17 protein-coding genes are annotated in these 20,304 nt (G+C 49.2%); 1 reads left to right on the top strand and 16 read right to left on the bottom strand.

Features of this window, described 5'->3' with window-relative positions:
- Positions 1 to 255 precede the first annotated feature (255 nt).
- The gene (locus DX130_RS24180; RefSeq protein ID WP_116049750.1) at positions 256 to 1,704 is read left to right on the top strand and encodes a VanW family protein; all 1,449 of its coding nucleotides are present in this window, start codon (positions 256 to 258) and stop codon (positions 1,702 to 1,704) included.
- A 744-nt stretch (positions 1,705 to 2,448) separates the two neighbouring features.
- On the opposite strand, the gene argH is transcribed toward DX130_RS24180, so the two are convergent.
- The 16 genes from argH to DX130_RS24100 form a co-directional block, all read right to left on the bottom strand.
- Complete coding sequence (argH, locus tag DX130_RS24175) at positions 2,449 to 3,864, bottom strand: argininosuccinate lyase (RefSeq protein WP_116049797.1); 1,416 nt, start codon at positions 3,862 to 3,864, stop codon at positions 2,449 to 2,451.
- A gap of 164 nt (positions 3,865 to 4,028) precedes the next feature.
- Positions 4,029 to 5,264, bottom strand: a complete 1,236-nt coding sequence (locus tag DX130_RS24170; RefSeq protein ID WP_116049749.1) for an argininosuccinate synthase — start codon at positions 5,262 to 5,264, stop codon at positions 4,029 to 4,031.
- Positions 5,265 to 5,306: 42 nt separating this feature from the next.
- Positions 5,307 to 6,263 carry an ornithine carbamoyltransferase gene (gene argF, locus DX130_RS24165; protein ID WP_116049747.1) on the bottom strand — a complete coding sequence of 319 codons (957 nt, stop codon included), beginning with the start codon at positions 6,261 to 6,263 and terminating at the stop codon, positions 5,307 to 5,309.
- Positions 6,264 to 6,517: 254 nt separating this feature from the next.
- Entirely contained in the window at positions 6,518 to 7,705 is a 1,188-nt protein-coding gene (locus DX130_RS24160; protein ID WP_116049745.1) for an acetylornithine transaminase, read from the bottom strand.
- 6 nt (positions 7,706 to 7,711) lie between these two features.
- The gene (argB, locus tag DX130_RS24155) at positions 7,712 to 8,515 is read right to left on the bottom strand and encodes an acetylglutamate kinase (protein ID WP_116049744.1); all 804 of its coding nucleotides are present in this window, start codon (positions 8,513 to 8,515) and stop codon (positions 7,712 to 7,714) included.
- Positions 8,516 to 8,553: 38 nt separating this feature from the next.
- The gene (gene argJ / locus DX130_RS24150) at positions 8,554 to 9,795 is read right to left on the bottom strand and encodes a bifunctional ornithine acetyltransferase/N-acetylglutamate synthase (protein WP_116049742.1); all 1,242 of its coding nucleotides are present in this window, start codon (positions 9,793 to 9,795) and stop codon (positions 8,554 to 8,556) included.
- A gap of 37 nt (positions 9,796 to 9,832) precedes the next feature.
- Positions 9,833 to 10,882, bottom strand: a complete 1,050-nt coding sequence (gene argC / locus DX130_RS24145) for an N-acetyl-gamma-glutamyl-phosphate reductase (protein WP_116049740.1) — start codon at positions 10,880 to 10,882, stop codon at positions 9,833 to 9,835.
- A gap of 362 nt (positions 10,883 to 11,244) precedes the next feature.
- Positions 11,245 to 12,117, bottom strand: a complete 873-nt coding sequence (locus tag DX130_RS24140) for a YitT family protein (RefSeq protein ID WP_240644689.1) — start codon at positions 12,115 to 12,117, stop codon at positions 11,245 to 11,247.
- A 140-nt stretch (positions 12,118 to 12,257) separates the two neighbouring features.
- Positions 12,258 to 13,365, bottom strand: a protein-coding gene (gene prfB, locus DX130_RS24135) for a peptide chain release factor 2 (protein WP_116049737.1) whose coding sequence is annotated in 2 segments (ribosomal slippage) — positions 12,258 to 13,292 and positions 13,294 to 13,365 — 1,107 coding nt in all. Because the reading frame shifts where the segments join, the coding sequence is not laid out codon by codon here.
- Between the two features lie 25 nt (positions 13,366 to 13,390).
- Positions 13,391 to 15,898: a preprotein translocase subunit SecA gene (secA, locus tag DX130_RS24130; protein ID WP_116049736.1), complete on the bottom strand. Its 2,508-nt coding sequence runs from the start codon at positions 15,896 to 15,898 to the stop codon at positions 13,391 to 13,393.
- A gap of 105 nt (positions 15,899 to 16,003) precedes the next feature.
- On the bottom strand, positions 16,004 to 16,255 hold the full coding sequence (locus DX130_RS24125; protein ID WP_116049734.1) for a hypothetical protein: 252 nt from the start codon (positions 16,253 to 16,255) through the stop codon (positions 16,004 to 16,006).
- Positions 16,256 to 16,417: 162 nt separating this feature from the next.
- The gene (hpf, locus tag DX130_RS24120; protein ID WP_116049732.1) at positions 16,418 to 16,963 is read right to left on the bottom strand and encodes a ribosome hibernation-promoting factor, HPF/YfiA family; all 546 of its coding nucleotides are present in this window, start codon (positions 16,961 to 16,963) and stop codon (positions 16,418 to 16,420) included.
- 92 nt (positions 16,964 to 17,055) lie between these two features.
- Positions 17,056 to 18,126 (bottom strand): glycosyltransferase family 2 protein, encoded by a 1,071-nt coding sequence (locus DX130_RS24115; protein ID WP_240644683.1) that lies wholly within the window; start codon positions 18,124 to 18,126, stop codon positions 17,056 to 17,058.
- A gap of 170 nt (positions 18,127 to 18,296) precedes the next feature.
- Positions 18,297 to 18,494, bottom strand: coding sequence for a cold shock domain-containing protein (locus DX130_RS24110; RefSeq protein WP_087569424.1), 198 nt, complete (start codon positions 18,492 to 18,494; stop codon positions 18,297 to 18,299).
- 399 nt (positions 18,495 to 18,893) lie between these two features.
- On the bottom strand, positions 18,894 to 19,553 hold the full coding sequence (locus DX130_RS24105; protein WP_165861441.1) for an HAD family hydrolase: 660 nt from the start codon (positions 19,551 to 19,553) through the stop codon (positions 18,894 to 18,896).
- 34 nt (positions 19,554 to 19,587) lie between these two features.
- Positions 19,588 to 20,298, bottom strand: coding sequence for an acylneuraminate cytidylyltransferase family protein (locus DX130_RS24100; RefSeq protein ID WP_116049729.1), 711 nt, complete (start codon positions 20,296 to 20,298; stop codon positions 19,588 to 19,590).
- Positions 20,299 to 20,304: the final 6 nt, after the last annotated feature.

The raw sequence follows: 20,304 nt of genomic DNA, 5'->3' as shown, positions 1-20,304 counted from the left end.
GACAGCGTGCGGCTAATTCCTTCAATAGAACAGCCTATTCCGCTTTTTTCATGATTCTCATTATCGATTTCCATGTCGAAAATCAATGAGCCACCCTCCAGTAAATGCAAGAAAATTTGCAGGGAGCTAGGCAGCATCTGAGAATATCCCTGATTGCAGAATCGCTAACTGTACGTGTGCTGACGCGCGGCATGAAGCATGATCAGGACGCATAGGTATGTAGGAATGTGCATATGCGGGGAAGGGTGTTAGAGCATGAGGAAGCTGCAATGGATTATTGGTGGATTGATTGCTGTAGTGTTGCTTACGGCAGCGGCAGGATTCGTAGTCGTGTGGAAGTACGCAAGCCAGGAAACCGTTCCGGATGGCGTAACAGCCGGCAAGCTGCAAATCGGGGGCATGTACATTGACGATGCGATTGCCTTATTGGAAAAGTATGAGAAAGCGTTAGAGAAGCGCAGCATTACCGTAAAAGCGAATCAGACCACAGAGGATAGCCGAAGCTGGATCGTATCCGAGCTTGGGTATCAAGCGGAATTCGCGGGAGCCAGAGAAGCTCTGTTGCAGCTGAAAAAGGGGAGTCTATTGGAGCGCGCCCGTTACCGCAATCAATTCCAGAACCACTACTCCTTGTCCCAAAGCTGGGAACGCCAGGCATTCGAGACCGCTCTCCGCAAGCAATGGAGCTGGGTGGAGAATAACGCCCCGCAGAACGCAATGCGGGAAATTAACCGACAGGATAAAGTTGTCTATACGCCACATACAGACGCCTACAGACTCAATCTCAGTGAACTGGTGAAGGAAGCGGACCAATGGATCATTTTGAAGGAAAATCAAGTTGGAGTAGATATCACGGGGGATCGCCTTGCCTTGGTTGCTGAGCTGTCCATCAGTACCATTCATCCTGATATCACGCTAGAGAAGCTGAAAGAGGAAGGAATCGAACGCCTCATCATGTCCTTCTCCACCGACTTCAGCACAAGTGCAGAGGGACGATCACATAATGTAAGTGTCACAGCGGACACGCTGAACGACTGGTATTTGAAGCCGGATGAAGTGTTCTCTTACAGCGAGCTTATCGCCAAAGCAGAGAAGGAGCATGATTACCGCGAAGCACCGGTTATCCTCAATGGAAAGTTCGTGCCCGGCATCGGCGGCGGCATCTGCCAAGTATCCAGCACGCTCTACCAAGCTGTGCTTCGTGCAGGACTTGGCATTGAGGAACGACGCAACCATTCACTGCCCGTCGCCTATCTCCCGCTTGGACAAGATGCGACTTATGCCACGGATGCTATTGATTTCAAGTTCCGCAACACAACAGGCAAGTCCCTGCTCATCCGTACATCCGTCGATAACAAAAAGCTGACCATAAAGCTATTCGGCACCATGCCCAGCAACGAAAGCTATGAAATCGAGTCGGTCACACTAGACACGATCTCCCCGAAAACCCAACAATCCGTCAACCCTGCTCTGCCCGTAGGAAAAACGGTTGTCGCAGAGAAAGGAAAACCTGGTTACATTGTAGAAACTTATCGTACCCATCTGCGGGACGGCAAGGTCGTCACACGCGAGCGTGTCTCCAAAGACACCTATCGCGCACAGCCCACAGTAATTGAGACAGGACCTGCTTCGCTTAAGGAGACACCTTCTCCGCAAGCCACTCCGCCATCGCCAGGCGATTCGCTCGTGGAAGATGGGTTGTGATTGTGAGGGACGAGTCGAGAGAATCTCCTCGCCGTTGCATTGGACGATGGCAGCAGAGGAGCGAAGTAGGCTGTTAGGTTGTGGTGCCAACTTGAAGAGAGCAGCTACGCGGGAGCGTGTACTTTTAGATCGATTTTATCGTCTTAATGGATCCAATCCTGGGGCGTGCACGCTGTAGGGCGATTCTACCGACTTAAGTGATCCATAACATAGGTATCTTACGCTGTAGGGCGGTTCTACCGACTTAAGTGATCCATAACATAGGTATCTTACGCTGTAGGGCGGTTCTACCGACTTAAGTGATCCATAACATAGGTATCTTACGCTGTAAGGCGGTTCTACCGACTTAAGTGATCCATAACATAGGTATCTTACGCTGTAGGGCGATTCTACCGACTTAAGTGATCCATAACATAGGTATCTTACGCTGTAAGGCGATTCTACCGACTTAAGTGATCCATAACATAGGTATCTTACGCTGTAGGGCGATTCTACCGACTTAAGTGATCCACTTCATCGGTACCGCACGCTGGAGGGTGGTTACACCGACGTAACCGATCAGCTTCCGGGGCTTTATATACTTGGGGGCATGTACATCCTTAACTGACAAAAAAAGACGGAAGCTTTAGCCCGCTCCCGTCTTTCTTTATGCAATAACACAATAGAATGAAGTGCATGCCGCACACACAACTTGACCGTTCATGCGATACAGTTAAATATTGCGACATGCCATAAATATCACTGTTACCTGCTGCGCTCCAAATATTCTGTGACCCAAGCCGCTGTCTCTGCAAGCGACACGTCGGCACGGCCGATTGCCGCTTCGACTTGCTGCTTCGCTGTACCGCCGTATACATTGCGGGCGTTGACGACTTGCTCCGGCTGAAGCACCGCGTAGATGCGGTCGTCGAATAAGCTGGAGAACTGCTTGAACTCCTCGATCGTCAGATCGAGCAAATATTTGTTCTGCTGGATGCAATACAGAACCGTCTTGCCGATGACTTCATGCGCTTGGCGGAACGGCATGCCTTTGCCAACAAGGAAGTCGGCAATGTCTGTCGCGTTGGAGAAGTCCTGGTTGACCGCTTGGCGCATCCGGTCTGTGTTGACCTTCATCGTAGCAACCATCGGTGCAAACAATTGAAGCGCGCCTTGCAGCGTCTTCACTGTGTCGAACATGCCTTCCTTGTCTTCCTGCATATCCTTGTTGTAAGCAAGCGGAAGCGACTTCAGCACGGTCAACAGACCGACCAGGTTGCCGTAGACGCGGCCCGTCTTGCCGCGAACAAGCTCCGGCACGTCAGGGTTCTTCTTCTGCGGCATGATGCTGCTGCCCGTGCAGAACGCATCATCCAGCTCAACAAAGTGGAATTCCGTGCTGGACCACATGATGAGCTCTTCGCTTAGACGCGACAAGTGCATCATAATGATGGACGCATGCGACAGGAATTCCAAGATGAAGTCGCGATCGCTTACCGCGTCCAGACTATTCTCGTACACGCGATCAAACTTCAATTGACTCGCCACAAAATGACGATCAATCGGGAATGTTGTGCCCGCCAAAGCGCCAGCGCCGAGCGGCAATACGTTGATACGTTTGTAGCTGTCTTGCAGACGCTCGATGTCACGGCCAAACATGGACACGTAAGCCATCAAATGATGAGCGAAAAGAATCGGCTGCGCACGTTGCAAATGCGTGTAGCCCGGCAAAATCGTATCGGTATTCGCTTTGGCCTGCTCAATCAGCGCGGATTGCAGTTTGTGAAGCATGTCTACAAATTCCACGACACGCTTACGCAGCCACAAGTGCATATCCGTCGCCACCTGATCATTGCGGCTGCGGCCTGTGTGAAGCTTACCGCCTACCGAACCTACGTCATCGATCAGCGATTTTTCGATGTTCATATGAATGTCTTCGTCGCCAATGGAAAACTCGATGTCGTTGCGCTTAATGCGCTGAAGAACACGATGCAGACCATCTTTAATTTTCTCTACGTCATCGGCAGGCAGAATGCCCTGCTTGCCCAGCATCGTGACATGCGCTAGGCTGCCTTGAATATCTTCCTCGGCCAACTCTTTGTCGAACATAATTGAAGCTGTGTATTCCTCTACCAGTTGGTCTGTCTTTTTTGTAAAACGACCGCCCCATAGTTTGCTCACTGTATCCAGCACTCCCTTCCGAATGCAAGGGAACGGAAGCCTCTCAGCACGCATGACGCAAGAAAGTTTGGCAGCTATCCGCTGCTCCCTTCCTCAGTCGTAGACCGAGACAGATGTACAGTCCCGGCCTGCATGCTTCATAAGCTTCCGCCCTTATCCGGCTATTAGTTTTTGCTTTGCTCTACGCCAGAAGAAACTTTCAGACGAAGTGCGTTCAGACGGATGAAGCCTGTTGCATCGCCTTGATCGTATGCTTGGGATGGATCTGCTTCCATCGTTGCGATATCCGGGTTGTACAAGCTGACCGGGCTCTTCACGCCAGCGCCGATTACGTTGCCTTTGTACAGCTTGAGACGTACTACGCCGCTTACGTTCTTCTGCGATTCTGTCACGAGCGCTTGCAAAGCAATACGCTCAGGAGCGAACCAGAAGCCGTTGTAGACGAGCTGGCTATACTTTGCAATCAGGGAGTCGCGAAGATGCATGACTTCGCGGTCCATTGTGAGAGATTCCATTTTGCGATGCGCAGTGAACAAAATGGTACCGCCCGGCGTCTCGTATACGCCACGGCTCTTCATGCCGACAAAACGGTTTTCGACCATGTCGACGCGGCCGATGCCGTGCTTACCGCCCAGATCATTCAAGCGCTCCATCACTTCAAGCGGGTTCATAGCCTCGCCGTTCAAAGCAACGCAGTCGCCTTGCTCGAACGTCAATTCCACGTACTCTGCTTGATCTGGCGCACGCTCTGGCGATACGCTCAGCACATACATGTCTTCGTTCTCCTCGGCGCTTGGATCGAACCAAGGGTCTTCCAGCATACCGCTCTCAAAGCTGATATGAAGCAAGTTGCGGTCCGTGGAGTAAGGCTTAGCAGCGGATGCTGTAACCGGGATACCATGCTTCTCAGCATAAGCGATCATCTCCGCGCGTCCAGGGAACTGCTCGCGGAATGCTTCCAGTCTCCATGGAGCGATAACGCCGATCTCTGGCGCCAAAGCGGCAGCCGTCAGCTCAAAACGAACCTGGTCATTGCCCTTGCCGGTAGCGCCGTGAGCGATTGCCGTTGCGCCTTCTGCACGAGCGATATCTACCATACGTTTTGCAATAAGCGGACGTGCGATGGACGTACCCAGCAGGTATTGTCCTTCATACAGCGTACCCGCTTGGAACATCGGGTAAATAAAGTCTTTCGCGAATTCGGCACGAAGATCGTCGATGTACACTTTGGAAGCGCCTGTTGCCAGTGCTTTTTCTTCCAAGCCATCGAGTTCATCCTTCTGTCCGATGTCTGCTGTAAAAGCGATAATTTCAGCGTCGTATGTTTCTTTGAGCCATTTTAGAATGACAGATGTGTCCAAACCGCCGGAGTAAGCCAGCACGATTTTTTCTTTTGCCATAATCTCCTCTTACATCCCTTCACTTATAAAATATCTATGCTATTAGGACATGATTGCCGCCATGATCGCTTTTTGCGCATGGAGACGGTTCTCTGCCTGGTCGAAAATAATGGATTGTGCGCCATCGATGACGCTTTCGCTTACTTCTTCACCGCGATGCGCAGGGAGGCAGTGCATGAATTGGAAATCTTTCTTCGCGTACTTCGCCAGCTCGTCATTCACCTGGAAGTTCGCAAAAGCAAGCTCGCGTTCCTTCTGCTCCGTTTCTTGACCCATGCTCGCCCATACATCGGTGTAGATGATATCTGCATCCGCAACAGCTTCCTTCGGATCATGACAGATCACAAGGCGGGAGCCTGTTTCAGCCGCATTCGCCTTCGTCTGTTGGACCAGATCGGAATCCGGCTCGTAGCCTTCAGGCGTAGCAATGGACATGTGCATGCCCAGCTTGGCTGCACCCATCATAAGAGAATGAGCCATATTGTTGCCGTCGCCAATGTATGCCATTTTCAGACCTTCGAGCGTACCCTTCTTCTCGTAGATCGTCTGGAAGTCCGCCAGTGCTTGGCATGGGTGGGACAGATCCGTCAGGCCGTTAATAACGGGAATCGTAGCGCCTCTAGCCAGCTCTACCACTTTGCGATGAGCAAATGTACGGATCATGATACCGTCAAGGTAACGGGACAAGGTCTGTGCTGTATCCCAGATGGTCTCGCCGCGACCAATTTGCAGATCATTGCTGCTCAGGAACAAGCCTTGTCCGCCGAGCTGGTACATGCCTACTTCAAATGAAACGCGCGTGCGCGTAGACGATTTCTCAAAAATCATGCCCAGCGTCTTGCCCTTCAGAATATGATGGGTTTCGCCGGCTTTTTGTTTTTTCTTCAGATCGATAGCCAGGTTGATCAGGTAATGCAATTCTTCTTTTGTAAAGTCAACCAGCATCAGAAAGTCGCGCCCTTTCAAGCTATGGGCCATTTCCTCATTCACTACTTGCATAATGTTCCCTCCTAAAAGGTTTGCGGAGCAAACCTTACTTCGTAAGCATTAGCTAAGGTTTGCGGAGCAAACCTTACTTCGTAAGCACAAAACTAAAATTCTAACTATCATTGCCCAAGACAACCGCTGCAAGAACCGATTACTATTCCGATCGCTGTTGCAATCTGCAAAGGCGAACACTTCGCTTCTCCATAATAATGGGCTCTTTCCGCTACCCTTGGTTTTAAAAGATTAATTATAAAAACGCATCGAACTTATCTAGCGTTCAAAAGCTCCACCAGAATAGACACTGCCTCGTCGATTTCTTCATTGGTGACAAGCAGATTAGGCAGTAAACGAACGATATTCGGTCCAGCCGTAATAACGAGCAATCCGCGCTCCTGCGCTGCGGTGATTACATCCGCTACCGGTCCGGCACACTCGATGCCAACCAGCAGACCTAAGCCGCGCACTTCCTTCACAAAGCTCGATCCTGCGAGCTTTTCACGAAGCTGCGACATCAGGTATTCGCCTTGCGCCGCCGCTCTAGCAGACAGGCTATCTCCTACAATCGTCTCCAGCGTCGCCTTCACAACCGCCGTTGCGATCGGCGTACCGCCAAAGGTAGAGCCATGGCTGCCTGCGCTGAAGCCTTCGCGCAGTTCCTCTTTCGCCACCATCGCGCCGACCGGGAAGCCGCTGCCGAGACCTTTTGCCAATGTGAAGATGTCCGGCTCGATCCCGAAATGCTCATAAGCGAACAGCTTGCCTGTACGGCCAATGCCCGTCTGAATTTCGTCGACGATTAGTAGAATGCCTTCGCGTTTGCACAATTCGGCAACCTGTCGGATATAGATCTGGTCAACCGGTCGAATGCCGCCCTCCGCTTGTACCATCTCCAGCATAATGGCTGCTGTCTTGTCACTAACAGCCCCCTCAAGAGCTGCAAAATCGTTATAAGGAATATATGTGAATCCTTCTGGCAAAGGAGCAAAACCTTCCTTTACCTTCGCCTGACCGGTTGCAGTCAATGTCGCCAGCGTACGTCCATGGAACGACTGCTCGAATGTTATGATCTCATACCGGCCATTGTTCTGTACCAGCTGCTGATAACGGCGGGCCAGCTTGATCGCTGCTTCGTTCGCCTCAGCTCCCGAGTTGCAGAAGAATACAGCGTCGCCGCAGCTATTGTCCGTCAACAGCTTGGCCGCATCCGCTTGATTCGGAATGTGAAACAGGTTGGACACATGCCATAGCTGATCCAATTGCTGTACGAGAGCTTCTTTAATGCGTGCTGGAGCATGACCCAGATTCGTAACGGCAATGCCGCTCATGAAGTCCAGATAACGCTTCCCCGTATCATCCCAAAGCCAGCTTCCTTCGCCCTTTACCAGCGTGAGGGGATATCTCGCATATGTAGGAAGCAATGACGCCCCAGCCGTAGCCGCTTTATTCTCGCTCATCTATCATTACACCTGCCTTTGCTTGCTTTGTACGATACGTGTGCCGACTCCGCCTTCGCGTACCGCCCGTGTCAACACGCCAGCCTCTTGCCCGCTCACGATGACAACTTCACGAACTCGGCCTTGAATGCACTGAATGGCAGCCCGAACCTTCGGAATCATGCCGCCGTATATTTCCCCGCTTGCAATCATTTCCTCGATCTCTTCAACTGTAACCGAAGGAAGCACTTGCTTCTCCCCGTTCACTGTCTTCAAGATGCCAGGCACATCCGTGACCACGATCATTCGCTCTACGCCCAGGTGGGAAGCGACCGCTCCGGCCGCTGTATCGGCGTTAATATTGTAGCGTTGTCCGCTCGCATCGATTCCGATTGGCGCAATTACCGGAATGTAGCCCATTCCCATAATGCCTTCGATAATGCCGGATTCGACATCCGTCACATCGCCCACAAATCCGATCTCGGACGCATTCGCAACGGGACGAGCCTGGATCAAGCCGCCATCTACACCTGACAAACCAAGTGCCTGAGCGCCATTCGTTCCGATTTTGCGTACGATTTCTTTATTGATGCGGCCGGCCAGCACCATCTCTACGACATCCAGTACATCGTCGTTCGTCTTGCGCAGGCCGTTCACAAATTCCGTCTCAATGCCAAGCTTGGTCAATGTCTCCGAGATGGCAGGTCCGCCCCCGTGTACGATGACCGGCTTCACGCCGGATTGCTGCAGCTCCCGAAGCTCCCCGAAAAAGTCGTCCGGCAAAGCCGCGAGCGTGCTTCCGCCGCATTTCATCACAAACCGCTGTTCCATTCGTGCTTCATCCTCCACCCTGCAGCCTTACAGGCTTCTTAAGTCCGATATGCCGCATTGATGCGGACGTAATCATAGGTCAGGTCACAGCCCCAAGCTGTCGCCGAGCCTTCCCCATTATGAAGATCGACAACGATCACAACGGTATCGCCCTTCAAATATTCCAGTGCCACTTCCTCGTCGAACGCAACCGGACGAGATTGCTGCAGCGTCACGATGTCCCCCAAGCGAATGTCGACAGTGGCCGGATTAACCGGCTGTCCCGCACGACCGACTGCCGCAATGATGCGGCCCCAGTTCGCGTCAGCGCCGAATACGGCTGACTTCACCAGGGAGGAGCCGATAACCGTCTTGGCAATAGCAGCAGCGGAATCATCGCTGACCGCACCGTGCACTTGAACCTCAACCAGCTTCGTCGCACCTTCACCGTCTCTCGCGATTGCTTTGGCCAGTACCTCGCACACATAACGCAGCGCAGCCGCGAATGCCGCCCAGCCATCATGCGCCGGCGTAAGCTCAGCATGATCCACTAGACCGCTTGCCATGGCAACCAACATGTCGTTCGTACTTGTATCCCCATCAACGGTAATCATATTAAACGTATAGTTCGTAGCCTGGCGTAGAAGAGCTTGCAGTGCTTCGCTGCCGATCTTCGCATCTGTCGTCACGAAGCCGAGCATCGTCGCCATATTGGGATGAATCATACCCGATCCTTTGGCTGCGCCTGCAACTGTTACGATCTTACCGTCCAGCTCCAGCTCTACGCATACCATCTTCTGCACCAGATCGGTCGTCAGAATCGCTTGGCAGAATCCGTCCGCTCCCGGTTGCCCGCCATCCAATTGGGAAGGCAGACCATCGATGCCGACGCGAACTTTGTCCATTTTCAAATTCTCACCGATTACGCCTGTTGACGCTACTGCTACATGGGCAGCAGGAACGCCTATAGCTTCAGCGAATCTAGCGCGCATCTCATAGGCATCCGCTTCGCCTTGCTGGCCTGTGCAAGCATTGGCGTTGCCGCTATTAACGAGCACTGCTTGCAGCAGACCCTCTGCTGCGATGCTCTCTCTTGTCACTTGCAAAGGAGCTGCCTGGAATACGTTCGTCGTGTAGACGCCCGCTGCCGTTGCCGGTACCTCACAGACAATCGCTCCCAGATCGAAGCGTGTTGTTTTTTTCAAACCGCAATGGAGTCCTCCAGCCCGGAATCCCTTAGGCGTCGTAATTGAGCCATTCGTTACCACTTTGAACGGAGTTGACGCAGTGTCCTGTCCCATCGTGAATCGTTTCTCCCTCTATATGAATGAAATATGATTACGGATAAGCAGGAACGAATTGCAGACCTGACGTCTCATCCCAGCCCATCAATAGATTTAAGTTTTGGATCGCTTGGCCTGCCGCGCCCTTCACCAGATTATCGATAACCGAAACGATCGTAACCCGATTCGTGCGTGTATCAACCGCAAAGCCGATATCGCAATAATTAGAGCCCCATACTTCCTTCGTCGCCGGCCATTGTCCTTCAGGACGAATACGTACGAAGCGACGTCCTTCATAGAACTCTTTATACAATTCAATAAAATCGCCAACACTTCTGTTGTCCTTGAGAGTTGCATACATCGTCGACATAATGCCGCGCGTCATCGGCACAAGATGAGTCGTAAACGTCGTCACAATCGGCGTGCCTGCCACATCGGACAGCACCATCTCAATCTCGGGCACATGCTGATGCTGATTGATTTTGTAAGCCTTAAGGTTCTCGTTCAGCTCCGAATAATGCGTACCCAGGGATGCCCCGCGGCCTGCCCCGGAAACGCCGGACTTCGCATCGATAATAATCGATGCCGGATCGATAAAGCCCGCTTTGATCGCGGGTACAAGACCTAGCAAAGTCGCTGTCGGATAACAACCCGGATTGGAGATGAAATCTGCGCCCTTCACGTTCTCGCCATAGATCTCAGCCAGTCCGAATACCGCCTTCTCCAAATAGACCTCATCCGCTGCAGGCTTCTTATACCATTGCTCGTACAATGCCGGCGACTTCAGCCGGAAATCGCCCGACAAATCAATGACTTTCAAGCCAGCCGCAAGATACTCCGGTGCCAGCTTGGAAGCCACGCCCGCCGGCGTAGCCAAGAATACGACATCCGCCTTGGACTTGATCGCTTGCGCATCCACGCCATCCAGCAGCTCCTCACGAATTCCCGCCAAATGCGGATAGCCATCCGTAATCGATGTTCCTGCACTGGACGAGGAAATAACCGACGTTACTTCCGCATAAGGATGCGCCTCCAATAGACGCATCAATTCCACACCGCCATAACCGGTCGAACCAACAATAGCCACACCCATCTTCTTGCCCATCTTATCTCTCTCCCCACTTGCGAGCCACTGCTTGGCGACGGGTCATTCCGTCATCTACAGGATATCGGCTCTATTCTTGGCAAGCCGATATCCGGCGGCAATCGCACGGGCTTCGGCTTTATGTATAGCGCTCTCCCTATCGTCACGAATGAATATGCATTCGGATGAATATAGAGAAAAGCCTGATTTTTATCTACAACTTCTAATTGTACATCATTCAGAAGTTCGTGAAAATATAAGTTCGTCGTGTATTATTATACAGTCATACTAATATTAATACAACGCCAATTCGCCGTCTTTTTCTGCCAGATAACAAGGCGAACGCTTTATTTATCAGGAAGCCTGGGACGAAACTCGACCTCCTAGCTGTTCTCCAGCTTAAAGCCTTGCCCCAGCACCTCAGCCGTATTGCTAATAATGACAAAAGCGCCTGAATCAATGGACCTGACAAGCTGCTTCAGCTTCGAAACTTCGTTCTGCCCGACAACGACCATCAATACGGTACGCCCTGCTCCTGTATACCCGCCATGACCATCCAAGCGAGTAAGTCCGCGGTCCAAGTCATGAAGAATGGCTTGAGCCACCTCTTCCGTATGTTCGCTAATGATGAATGCGACTTTGGAGAGCTGAAGGCCGTTTTGCACAAAATCGATCGTTTTGCTGGTCACAAATAATCCGATTAGCGCATAAAGCGATGTTTCCGGCGAAAAGACGAATCCTGCAGCAATAATGACGCATCCATCGAAGCAGACAACAGCCAGACTATACGGCAGACCCGTAAAGCGATGCAGCAGTTGCGCTGCCAGATCCAGACCTCCCGTTGAACCACCGCCTCGGAATACCAATCCAAGACCAAGACCGACCCCGATACCGCCATAAATGGCGGCCAATATCGGATTATCCGTCGGAGCAGGTACAGATGCCGTCAATAGTACAAACAGCGGGAGTACCAACGTGCCCAGCAGCGTCTTCGCGCCGAACTTTCGGCCCAACAGCAAAAGGCCCGCAATAAACAGCGGGATATTAATCGCCCACTGCGTCAACGCCGGGATTAAGCCCGTCAGCTTTTGTACTAGAATCGAAATACCTGATACGCCCCCCGAAGCAATGCCGTTCGGCATCAAAAACATGTTGAAGCTCAGCGCCACAATCATCGATCCCAGCAATAATTGCAGGATATTCCATACGATTTGCGCTTGCGGATTTCTTCGCTTTACTAGGTCACCGCGTCTCATCTTTCCCACTTCCACTCGTTTCATCTCCTTATTCCAAAAGAAAGAGTCCCCTCACCATTACAGTGTTGGAACTCTTCCTATAGGCTATGCAAAACAACGGACAAGTTACGGTTAAAATCCGTTATTCGTCCAAATCGACATTAGTCGTGACGGATCTGGCTGCGCAAGTATCCATTAATGAACGCATCCAGGTCACCGTCCATCACGGCGCCTACATTGCCGGTCTCCACCGATGTGCGGTGATCCTTGACCATGCTGTAGGGGTGGAATACGTAAGAACGAATCTGGCTGCCCCACGCGATATCCGATTGTACCCCGCGAATCTCGGCCAGCTGCTTCATCTGCTCTTCGATCTTGCGTTCATAAATCTTGGACTTCAGCATCTTCATCGCCCGATCACGGTTCGCGATCTGAGAGCGTTCTTGCTGGCAAGCGACAATGATGCCTGTCGGGATATGGGTAATCCGAATCGCCGACTCCGTCTTATTGACATGCTGTCCACCGGCACCGCTTGCGCGGTACGTATCAACCTTCAGATCTTCGGACCGGATTTCGATCTCAATGGTATCGTCGATCTCCGGCATGACGTCGCAAGAGGCGAAAGAGGTATGCCTGCGCCCCGCGGAATCGAACGGCGAGATGCGTACAAGACGATGCACGCCTTTCTCAGCCTTCAGATATCCGTATGCGTTATGGCCTTTAATCAGCATCGTGACGCTCTTGATACCGGCCTCGTCGCCGTCATGGTAATCCAGTACCTCGACCTTGAAGCCGCGCTTCTCAGCCCAGCGAGTATACATGCGGTAGAGCATCAGGCCCCAATCCTGAGACTCTGTACCTCCCGCTCCGGGATGCAGCTCGACGATAGCGTTCAGCTTATCATAAGGCTGATTCAGCAGAAGCTGCAATTCAAAGTCGCTCAATCGGCCCAGCAGTTGCTTGACACCTTCCGTCAGCTCCTGCTCCATAGACTCGTCATTCTCTTCCTCGGCAAGCTCCAGCATCATCTGGAGCTCTTCGTGATCGTCATTCAGCTTCGCATACTGTTCAACGACCGACTTCACCGCGTTCAGCTCGGAGATGACGCTTTGAGCACGCTCGTTGTCATCCCAGAAATCAGGCATCGACATTTTCTCTTCGAAGTTGGCGATGATCTCCTGCTTCAGATCTAAGTCAAAGAGACCCCCTGAGTTCTTGGAGACGCTTCGCCATTTCGCGCAAATCCTGTTTGACCGTTATGTCTATCATGGCTTTCGCTTCACCTCAAATTAGATTACTTGCCGTGGCACTGCTTATACTTCTTGCCGCTGCCGCAAGGACAAGGATCGTTGCGTCCCGTACGTTCTTCACGCTTCGCTGGACGTTTCTCCTGTGTCTCGCCGCCTCCGCTTGTCGATGTCGTCTGGCCCTTCACGACTTCTTGACGCTCCAGGTTGCTCTCGACGCGTGCCTTCATAATATATTTCGCGACTTCCTCTTGGATCGTCTCGATCATTTCCTTGAACATCTCGAAGCCTTCGAATTGATACTCGCGAAGCGGATCGGTACCGCCGTATGCGCGCAAATGAATACCTTGACGCAGTTGGTCCATCGCATCGATATGATCCATCCACTTGCTGTCTACTGCACGCAGAACAACAACCTTCTCGAATTCACGCATCGTCTCTGGTCCAAGAGCTTCTTCGCGTTCATTGTACAGCGCCACGACTTTCGCAAGCAGGAGCTCCGAAATCTCTTCCTTTTCCTTGCCCCAGATATCTTCCTTCTTCAGGGAGCCTTCATCAAGCAGATTCGCGTGGACATAATCCACAATGGCTTGCAAATCCCACTCTTCCGGAATATCCTCTGAACAATGCGCCTCTACGATACGCTCTACAACCGGCTTGATCATCTCCATGACCTCGCTCCGGATATCCGCAGATTCCAGAATATCGCGACGCTGCTTGTAGATAACCTCACGTTGCTGATTCATCACGTCATCATATTGCAAGACCACTTTCCGCGTATCAAAGTTGCTGCCCTCAACCCGCTTCTGAGCGGATTCGACAGCTCTCGAAATCATGCGGCTCTCAATCGGCTGATCTTCTTCCAGACCGAGACGGTCCATCATCGCCATAATATTTTCTGCACCGAATCGGCGCATTAGCTCATCTTCCAGCGACAGATAGAACTGCGAGGAGCCCGGGTCGCCTTGACGTCCCGCACGTCCGCGAAGCTGGTTATCGATCCGTCTGCTCTCATGACGCTCTGTACCGATAATATGAAGTCCGCCAAGCTCACCTACGGAGTCGCCCAGCAAAATGTCCGTACCCCGGCCAGCCATGTTCGTCGCAATCGTGACAGAACCAGATTGACCTGCACGCGAGATGATCTCTGCCTCTTCGGCATGGAACTTCGCATTAAGGACTTTATGAGTAACGCCTCTGCGCTTCAGCATCTCGGATAGCTTCTCGGAGTTCTCAATAGAGATCGTACCGACAAGGACCGGCTGCTTATTCGCATGGCGAATTACGATTTCTTCCACAACGGCTTTGAACTTGCCGGCCTCGGATTTGTAGACGACATCCGGTATATCCTTACGAATCATGGAACGGTTCGTCGGCACTTGAATAACGTCCAGACCGTAGATCCGGCGGAACTCTTCTTCCTCCGTCTTCGCTGTACCCGTCATACCCGCAAGCTTGCGGTACATACGGAAGTAGTTCTGGAATGTAATCGTTGCAAGCGTCATGCTCTCGTTCTGAACTTTAAGCTGCTCTTTCGCCTCGATCGCTTGGTGCAAGCCATCGCTATAGCGACGACCGGACATCAGACGGCCTGTAAATTCGTCGACGATAACGACTTCGTCTTCTTGCACGACGTAGTCCACATCGCGTTTCATAATAAAGTTCGCTTTCAGCGCTTGCTGAATATGATGGTTCACCGTTACGTTGGCATGGTCAAACAAATTCTCGATGCCGAAGGCGCGCTCTGCCTTCTCAACGCCGGATTCCGTCAGGATCGTATTGCGAAGCTTCACGTCGATCGTGAAATCTTCTTCTACTTTTAATCGGCTCACAAAACGATCCGCTGCATGATACAGCTCTGTCGACTTCGCAGCTTGTCCCGAAATAATAAGCGGTGTCCGCGCCTCGTCCACGAGAATGGAGTCCACTTCGTCAATGATGGCATAATAAAGAGGACGCTGTACCATCTGTTCTTTGTACAACACCATATTATCGCGCAGGTAGTCGAACCCGAATTCATTGTTCGTTCCGTATGTGATATCGCAAGCATAAGCTTCTTGCTTCTCGGAGTGAGACAGTCCATGCAGGTTGCAGCCAACTGTCATCCCTAAGAAGTTATAGAGCTGGCCCATGATCTCGCTATCGCGCTGTGCCAAGTATCCGTTGACCGTAACGACATGCACGCCTTTGCCAAGCAAAGCGTTCAAGTAAACAGAAAGTGTTGCTACGAGCGTCTTACCTTCACCGGTCTTCATCTCGGCAATCTTGCCTTCATGCAATACCCTACCGCCGAGCAGTTGTACGTCAAAGTGACGCATGCCGAGCGTACGCTTCGATGCTTCGCGCACGGTCGCAAAAGCTTCCGGCAATAGATTGTCGATCTCCTCGCCCTTCTCCAGGCGAGCCTTAAATTCATCCGTCTTCGCGCGCAGCTGATCATCTGTCAGCGCCGTGAACTTTGATTCCATGCTATTGATTTCATCAACTGTGCGTTGAATGCGTTTGACTTCGCGTTCATTCGCATCTCCGAATATTTTCTTTACCAGTCCGAGCATGGTTTTCCCCTCTTTCGGTAATAGGTCTATTTGTTTTAAATTGTAACAGTTTGTAGACCCTGCCGCAATGTACCCCGGGGACACGATCGTGAGGAACTGGAAAGGCTATTTCCCGAAAAGCCATGCCAGAGCATCCGGCACATACCGGACACCTTTTTCAAACGAGTGAACATCACTTTCATAGATATCCAGCTTAACCGTTTCCGGGGTCATATAGTATTGGCTCAAATACGCGCATAAGGTTCGATTGTTTGGCACCATCCATTGCTGGCCGTTGGTCCGCTCCGAACCTTCGGCATGACCCACATTCTGTATAGTCGCTGATTGGAAGGCTGCGGCTCCAGTTGCTGAAACCATTAGGAGAAGTGCCATTTGAATGAATTGCAGATGAAAGGCTTATGACCGTATACGACTTCGATAAGCCTCAGGACTACTAATGTACGTATAAAAGCCCCACTCCTTTCCAGAGCGGGGCTGTCGGTAATCAATATAAGGTAGTTAGTTATTAATGGAAGGAACTCAGCTTTGCTCGATTAATCCGTACTTTCCGTCATCGCGCTTATAGACGACATTCACTTCCTTATTGTCGGCATTCGCAAAGACGAAGAAGGTATGACCGATCATATTCATCTGAAGAATCGCCTCCTCCACATCCATAGGCTTGAGCGTAAACCGCTTGGTGCGAACAAGCTCCAGATCATCCTCTTCCTCAAGTACGCTAACTGCGGAGCCTTCTTCACGGAACAAGGCTCTCACTCCGCTGCCCTGTCTGAATTTGCGATTGACCTTAGTCTTATGTTTGCGGATCTGCCGCTCCAGTTTGTCGACTACGAGATCGATCGAAGCGTACATATCTGCACTCTTCTCCTCGGCTCTGAGCATAACGCCGACTAGCGGTATCGTAACCTCTACCCCGTGCTGGCCTTTCGTCACGGAAAGTGTTACTGTGATTTCGGAGGCGATTGGAGCGTCAAAGTATTTATCCAATCGGCTTAATTTCTTCTCGGCGTAATCTCTCAAAGCTTCTGTCACCTGAAAGCGTTGACCTCGAATGTTGTAATTCATGGGGCACTCCTCCTTTACATGCTCTTATTATAGCATATGCAGGAGCCTAATTCAAAAGAGTTTTTGTTTTATTGGGAATTTTCAGAAAACTGTCACATATTAGTTAAAGCTGCAATTCTTCTCTCAGAGGGAGCATAGCCATAGCTCGCAGCCTCTCGATAATAGGCAACCGCCTGTTGCGTATTCCCTGTCACCTCATGATATACGCCTAAGTTATGAAGGGCCGAAAAGCTTCCTGTTCCTATCACGCTATCATACCGATCCGTCTCGCCGAGCTCCAAGCACTTGAGATAGGATTGCTCGATACGAGGCAGCAAATGAACGTACTTCGCCGTATCGCTTAAGATGAGCTCCAGGTAATACTGCCCGGAGACAAAGTGAAAGTCCGGGAAGTCGTGGAGGCGCGCCGCTTCACTTTGGATAACCGCCAAACCTTCATCTAATTGTTTAGAGGAAATCATTGCATATAAGTAATCTACCACAGTATTAGAATAGTACATTTCTTTTTTTGTTAAGCCGTTGTATGCCTTCTTCAAGTGAAAATGAGCTTGCTCAAAATTCTCAATTCCATTGTACTCTTTGGCGATTTGATAGTGATAATAGGGATTATTCTGCTGGGCATCAATCTCCATTTGGAGCAGAGGGATATTGCGGTCAGATCTTGAGGCTTCATAATACCCGTCATGACCAACTTCGACCCCCAGTCTAACACGCGGAAGATCGCTCACCACTTGTTCGTGAATTCTACCTTCGTAACGCACCCCAGCAGGGAACAGGCGGGATATATAGCATTGGGCGTAGGCTACGCCTTCTTTATCCTTAAACTTATCTATTCGTTTTACTCGGCCGATACAGTTTCCCCGCTCCATTAGTTCGCGAATTGCTTTAGTGCAATCATTTGCAATATATTCATCTGCATCAAGCACCAAGTTCCAATCCCCAGTAGAGTGCTGAAGTGCATAATTCCGCGCATCCCCAAAGTGATGATTCCAGGTATAATGATGAATGCTTGCACCATACGCACGAGCTATTTCAATGGTTTGGTCAGTTGATCCTGTATCTACGATTACAATCTCATCCACCATACCTTTGACGCTGTCGAGACATCTCTTTATTACGGCTTCTTCGTTTTTTACGATCATAACCAAAGACAGTTTGTTCATGTAATCCTCCTGTTAGCCAAAACGGCTTCTAACTCCTATATCGACATGATAGAAACACGTCATTAATAAAGAACGGCCATAAACAGAAAAAAGCTCCGGTTTCCCGGAGCTTGAGTGTAATAGGCACTGTCAATGGAACCATCTATGCAGTGGCTATAATAGCCGGATGATTACAGTTTGACTACGTTTGCAGCTTGTGGACCGCGTGCGCCTTCTACAATGTCGAATTCAACCGCTTGGCCTTCTTCGAGTGTTTTGAAGCCTTCGGATTGAATTGCCGAGAAGTGAACAAATACGTCGCCGCCTTGCTCAGTCTCGATGAATCCATAACCCTTCTCTGCGTTAAACCATTTAACTTTACCTTGCATGTGCAAACATTCCCTTCATCTTCAAATACTGTGAGGCGTCGTAAGGTCTGGCCCACAATTTGACTATACCATCGTATTAATGGAATTGTCAAACAATTTCTTGAAAGCGGATACAACTGCTAAATATCTTGATATAGACTGCAATGATTCCTCGTGATAATTCTTTCAGATCCACATTCACATTTCTCCCTTGTTCCAACCAACGGATAAATCCCTGACGAGCAATATTAATGTTCGATGAGCAGTCACTCAATTTTTATTCTTTTCTTGTTGTTTGATGAGACTTACAGTAATACAGGATTTGCAGAAGTTTTTTCTTTTCTATTTCTATTCTAACATTACGACGTCAACCACTGGTTTTTGTTTTGAACCGTATTTTTAAAATCAAATCTAAATAATTCAAAAAAGATCTTCTAATGTATCTATTACTATTTTCGCTTCATTTCTGCAAATTTTATCCTGCTCTTTTGACTGAACTGTATATTTGCTCATATAAATGAAGTCTAAATTATGTTCTTTAGAAACCTCGAGATCTGACAGTGCATCACCAATTAATACTGCTTTCAAGCCTGGGTTATCCTCTAATATTACTGATACACATTCAGTTTTTTTCTTTGGAGAACCATAAATATTTATAAAGTAATTTATCAAATTTCTTTTCTCAAATACCTCAATTAATTCCTCTTCATCACTTCCCGAAGCAACAAAAAGTTTATACCCTGAATGATTCAGCAAAGAGAGCGCTCGTTCTACGCTAGGTGTTAAATCTGCTTCATGATAAAGTCCTTTACATAAATTTGCATATCTATTTAAGAATAATTGATATTTTGTTTCGTCAAAACTCTCAATAGCAAATTCATTAAAAAATTCTCTAAATTTCACATATCTTGATACCCCAAAGGTTTTTTTACAATGGTCAACAAAACTTTCAACTATGTTGTCTGGGTATTCACTAACTGACTTACCAAATGCTTCGCATTTAAATAAATTAGAATCAATAAGTACTCCGTCACAATCAAATATTACTAAATCATACTGTTTAAAGCTATTTAGTTTCATATTAATAGCTCCTATTTCCCGAGATGTTTTTATACTATACTTTAAGTTTATTTTTGGACCATAAGATTTCTGCAAGTTGAAAATCTTCTTCCCAATCAACATCCATTGCCTGAATATCGGTCAATTCATATAGATAAGGATTAACACCAACTCTATCTTTCAAATCGTGATATATTTCAGCATTACATAGAAAAATACCACTATTTATTTCGTATATAGGTTCCATTGTTTGTGTACGTGGCCATTTTTCAATAGAGCGATCATAGTTAATTGCCTTTCCTTGTTTGCTCCAAAAGAATTTTTGATGTTTAGTAACCGTGGTCAGCGAATCACATTGCTCCTTTGCCTTAATTTCTTGATACACCGTAATCACATCTGTATATATATTTGAAGTTATAAAGGGACTTGTAACATGTGTCCATAGTATTTCACCTTTTGGTATAATTTCACCAACGTATTGTATTAAGTCATCGGTTGAAGTTTCAGAACTTGCTAACTCTTTTGGACGATGATCAATCACATACTCTTTTGAGGAAGAACTTAAAACAGATTCACAAATTGAAATAACCTCTTGATCATCTGTCGAAACGATGATTTTATCTATTCTTTCACAATTTACCAGTTGTTCGATTTTTATTTTAGTTAATCCACCCTCAATACCCGCAAACTTACGAATGTTTTTATGTTTTACTCTTTGGCTACCTTTTCTACATGGTAGGAATGCTATTACTTGTGAACTACTCATATAATT

The organism is Paenibacillus paeoniae (genome assembly GCF_003388735.1).
GTDB lineage: Bacteria > Bacillota > Bacilli > Paenibacillales > Paenibacillaceae > Pristimantibacillus > Pristimantibacillus paeoniae.
Note: the sequence above shows the minus strand (reverse complement) of the source record. Positions and strands in the feature narration are given on the sequence as shown.